Annotated in this window: 3 protein-coding genes; 1 reads left to right on the top strand and 2 read right to left on the bottom strand. The window is 69.0% G+C overall.

What is annotated here, in order from left to right; genetic code table 11:
* Positions 1-1637, bottom strand: a 1637-nt coding sequence (gene uvrB / locus JWP83_RS15710) for an excinuclease ABC subunit UvrB (protein ID WP_297731530.1), incomplete at its 3' end; no start/stop codon positions are given.
* A 137-nt stretch (positions 1638-1774) separates the two neighbouring features.
* Complete coding sequence (locus JWP83_RS15705) at positions 1775-3838, bottom strand: serine/threonine-protein kinase (protein ID WP_297731528.1); 2064 nt, start codon at positions 3836-3838, stop codon at positions 1775-1777.
* Positions 3839-4073: 235 nt separating this feature from the next.
* On the opposite strand from JWP83_RS15705, the gene JWP83_RS15700 reads away from it, so the two are divergent.
* Positions 4074-4606 (top strand): FHA domain-containing protein (locus tag JWP83_RS15700; protein WP_297731526.1); only part of this gene is annotated, 533 nt, incomplete at its 3' end.

Below are 4606 nucleotides of genomic sequence, written 5' to 3'. Positions count from 1 at the left end.
TCGGCGTCCAGTATCGACACCAGCGACACTTCGGGCAGATCGAGACCCTCGCGGAGCAGGTTGATGCCGACCAGCACGTCGTACTCTCCCAGCCGCAACTGGCGCAGCAGTTCGACGCGGCGCAGCGTGTCGACCTCGGAGTGCAGGTAGCGCACCCGGCTGCCCATCTCCAGCAGGTAGTCGGTGAGGTCCTCGGCCATCTTCTTGGTCAGCGTCGTCACCAGCACCCGCTCGTCGGCGGCGGCGCGCTTGCGGATCTCACCGATCAGGTCGTCGATCTGACCTTTGGTCGGCTTCACCACGACTTTCGGGTCGACCAGTCCGGTCGGGCGGATCACCTGCTCGACGAACTCCCCGGCCGACTGGCTGAGCTCATAGGCCCCTGGTGTCGCCGAGAGGTACACCGTCTGCCCGATCCGGTCGGCGAACTCCTCCCAGGTCAGCGGCCGGTTGTCGACGGCCGACGGCAACCGGAAGCCGTACTCCACCAGGTTGCGTTTCCGCGACATATCGCCCTCGTACATGCCGCCGATCTGGGGCACCGTGACGTGCGACTCGTCGATGACGAGCAGGAAATCCTCTGGGAAGTAGTCGAGCAACGTCGCCGGTGGCGTACCCACCCCACGACCGTCGATGTGACGCGAGTAGTTCTCGATGCCCGAGCAGAAGCCGACCTGGCGCATCATCTCGATGTCGTAGTTGGTGCGCATCCGCAGCCGCTGGGCCTCGAGCAGCTTGCCCTGGCTCTCGAATTCGGCCAGCCGCTCGGCGAGCTCTTCCTCGATGGTCGAGATCGCATGCGCCATCCGGTCCGGACCGGCCACATAGTGGGTGGCCGGGAAGATCCGCAGCGAGTCGACCTGGCGAACCACGTCACCGGTCAGCGGGTGCAGGTAGTACAGCGCCTCGACCTCGTCGCCGAAGAACTCGATGCGGACGGCCAGCTCTTCGTACGACGGGATGATCTCCACGGTGTCGCCGCGCACCCGAAACGAGCCGCGGGTGAAGGACAGGTCATTGCGGGTGTACTGGACGTCGACCAGCAGCCGCAGCAACCCGTCGCGGGGCACCTCGTTCCCGACCTGCAGTTCGACGGAGCGGTCCAGGTAGGACTGCGGGGTGCCCAGGCCGTAGATGCACGACACCGACGCCACCACCACCACATCGCGGCGCGACAGCAGCGACGACGTCGCGGAGTGCCGCAGCCGCTCCACGTCGTCGTTGATGGAGCTGTCCTTCTCGATGTAGGTGTCGGTCTGCGCGATGTACGCCTCCGGCTGGTAGTAGTCGTAGTACGACACGAAGTACTCGACGGCGTTGTGCGGCAACATCTCTCGCAGCTCGTTGGCCAACTGGGCGGCCAGCGTCTTGTTGGGCGCCATCACCAGGGTGGGGCGCTGAAGCCGTTCGATCAGCCAAGCTGTGGTGGCCGACTTGCCGGTGCCGGTGGCGCCGAGCAGCACCACGTCGCGCTCCCCCTCATGGATCCGGCGCTCCAGCTCCTCGATGGCCGCGGGCTGGTCGCCGGCCGGTGAGTGCGGGCTGACCACCTCGAAGTGGCCGCCGGCGCGCACGACCTCGTCGACGGCGCGATATTCCGAATGCGCAACTACCGGATGCTCAGTGGCGAAGGCCATGCCACCAGGGTAGAGCCGGGTACCGACATTTAGGTTTAGTGGGCGCCCGCCGCCGGCGCCGCGAGCGCGCGCAAATTGCCACTAATGCCGGCGTGTCGCCGTACAGACACGCACGCTCGCCGGCCTGAGCACCGACGCTATGCCCCGGGGCGGGTCCACGTGCGGGTGACCGGATCGCACTGCAGCAGGTAGCCGTCGCTCGAGGTGGACATGGCGAACACCGAGGTGTTCGGCCGGTCGCATGAGCCACCGGAGGCGTGTACCCCCATTGTGATGGGCGCCTTGGCCCAGGTGTTGCCCTCGCAGACGACCTGCTCGCTGTTGGTCGGGTCGTAGGCGAGCTTGTCGGCGTCGCTGCACGGCCCGCCCAGGACCGGCGCCGCCGCGGGGGACGGCGTGGTCGAGGCGCTGATCACCTGGGCGGGATCGGCCACGGGCACGGACGGCGGGGCCCCGCCGACCCGGGTGGCGACCACCGGCACCCGCACCACCGCTCCCTGCGCGCCGCACTCATTGGACAGAGCGGTTTGCGTCACCGTGCCGCGCAGCGTGCCGTCAGCTTGCGGCGCCAACGACCCTGCGACGCTTTCCTGCTGGGTGGCCATGACTTGTCCGTTCGGCTGAGTGCAGCCCGACCGCTCCTGCTGGAACCCGCCCTGCCAGTAGCCACCAATGAAGCGCAACGCGTACGTGTGACCGCCATCGGTGGTGCTGGCCACCTGGTGGTTGGCGTCGTCGAGCTGAGTTCCGGTCGCCGCGCACCCGTTGGTCGTGCACACCGAGCGGAACGCCCACCAGCTGGCGGCAGGGCCGTCGTGACGGATCGGGATGCCGTTGGTGGTCTGCCTGCTGCGGTCGTAGGTCAACTTGTAGGTGCCGTTGAGCACCGGCCCCCCGGGCCTCACGGGCGCCGCGCTCGGCGCCGGGACGGAAGGTTTCGACGCCAGCGCCGGGACGTTGGCCGGCGGGCTCTCCGGCTGGAACGAGTACAGGACCGACCAGGTCGCGGCGATGGCGATCAGCACCGCGCACAGCAACGCGGTCGCCCACCGGGTCCGCGACGAGAACCGGTGGTTCATCGCCGCAATCAGGCCACGCGGCCCGCGCCGCCGCGGCGGCGTCATCAAAGCGCCACCGGCCTGGGCGCCAAGGCCCTCGTCGGAGACCTGCTCGCTGATGGCGGCCGCGAACGCGCGGCAGCGCTCGAACCTGTCCTCGGGTTGCTTGGCGAGCGCCGTGAAGAACACGTCGTCGAGGTGCGCCAAGTCCGGGCGGTAATCGCTGAGCCGGGGCGGATCCTCGTGCAGGTGCTGGCTGATCACCGCGATCGGGTTGGAGTGCTGGAAGGGCGGCGCGCCGGTGAGCAGATGAAATGCCGTGGCGGCCAACGCGTACTGGTCCGCGCGGCCGTCGATGTTGGCACCCGTCAGCTGTTCGGGCGCGGCGTACGCCACCGTCCCCACCGCGACGTTGGTCTCGGTGATGCCGCTGATGTTGGCGAGGTGGCGCGCTACGCCGAAGTCCGCCAACAGGATTCGGCGTTCACCGTCCTCGGGATGAGTGAGCAGGATGTTGGCGGGCTTGACGTCGCGGTGCAGCAGGCCGCGATCGTGTGCGTAGTCGAGCGCCCCGGCGACGGCCTGCAGGATCGCGCACACCTCGTCGATCGGCATCCCGTCCGGGTACCGCTCCCTGACCAGCCGCGCGGCGTCGTTGCCCTCGACGTAGTCCATGGAAATCCAGAGCTGGCCGTCGAATTCGCCGCGGTCGTGGACGCCGACGATGTGCGGATGCCAGAGCGTCGCCGCCAGGTCGGCCTCCCGGTTGAACCTCTCCCGGAACTCGGGATCGGCGGTGACCCCCTCGGCGAGCACCTTGATCACGTCGCGACGCGGCAACCGGGGATGCAACGCCAGGTAGACCTCGGCCATGCCGCCGGCGCCCAGCTGCCGCAGGATCGTGTAGCCGTCGAACGGCGCGCCGCTGCTCAGTGCGAGGCGCGATCCGCTGACCTCCACGGCCGGCGGCTCGGCGTTCGGGGCCGAGCTGACGGGCGGAACGCGGCGCAACAGGTGCGCGACGGTCGCCGAGGGCAGCGAGTGAAAGCCCGTCCGCAGCGCCTCACGGGCCAGACGCGGGTTGCTCAGCAGCCGTCGCCCGGCATCGATGCGCCGGGTCGTGCCCTTGTGTTCGTCCGTCAATCGTCGCCCCCTTGGTTTCTCTGCGCTATCTGTAGGCATCGGGCCGGCGCGGTGGTGCGCTCGGCGCGCCGGACGCAACTCCCTTAACTCCCCTCACGCTGGGATCATGCCGGATCTCGGTAGGCGGTTGGTCTCAGCAAGCTATGAAACAGCTTTGAGTGGCCGAACCGAAATAAAGACAAATCACAGGCGAGTCCCGTGGAGCCCACTCCAGCGGCGGACCGATACTTGAGTAGTGACTCGACCCGCCCCCCCTGTCCTGACAATCCGGCACGACGGGTCCCAACGCTCCTTCGCGGCAGGCCATGAGGTCGTCGTCGGGCGTGACGCGAGCGCGGACTTGCGGATTCCGGATCCCCGGATCTCCCGGGCGCACCTGATCGTGCGGTTCGATCAGGGCCGCTGGCTGGCGATCGACAACGGCTCGCTGAATGGAACCTACGTCAACGGCTACCGGATGCCGGTCATCGACATCCACGACGGCCAGAGCATCAACGTCGGCAACCCGCAGGGGCCGCGGCTGACGTTCGCGGTCGGACCGCAACAGGGCCAGGCCAGCCGCCCGCACCAGGCCAGGCCGACGCGGGACGCCGGGCCACCCACCCTCGCGTGGTCCGCGCTGCCGGAGAAGACGAACCCCACGGCGCCGCCCGCGCCCCGGCGCGGCCAGACCGGAAGCCAGCCCAGGCATCCCGCGCCGCCGCGCCCGATGCCACCCAAGGCGCCGCCCAATCAGCCACCCAGGCCACCGGGGCCGCCGCCGGCCAG

The organism is Mycobacterium sp. (assembly GCF_025965855.1).
Lineage (GTDB): Bacteria > Actinomycetota > Actinomycetes > Mycobacteriales > Mycobacteriaceae > Mycobacterium.
Note: the sequence above shows the minus strand (reverse complement) of the source record. Positions and strands in the feature narration are given on the sequence as shown.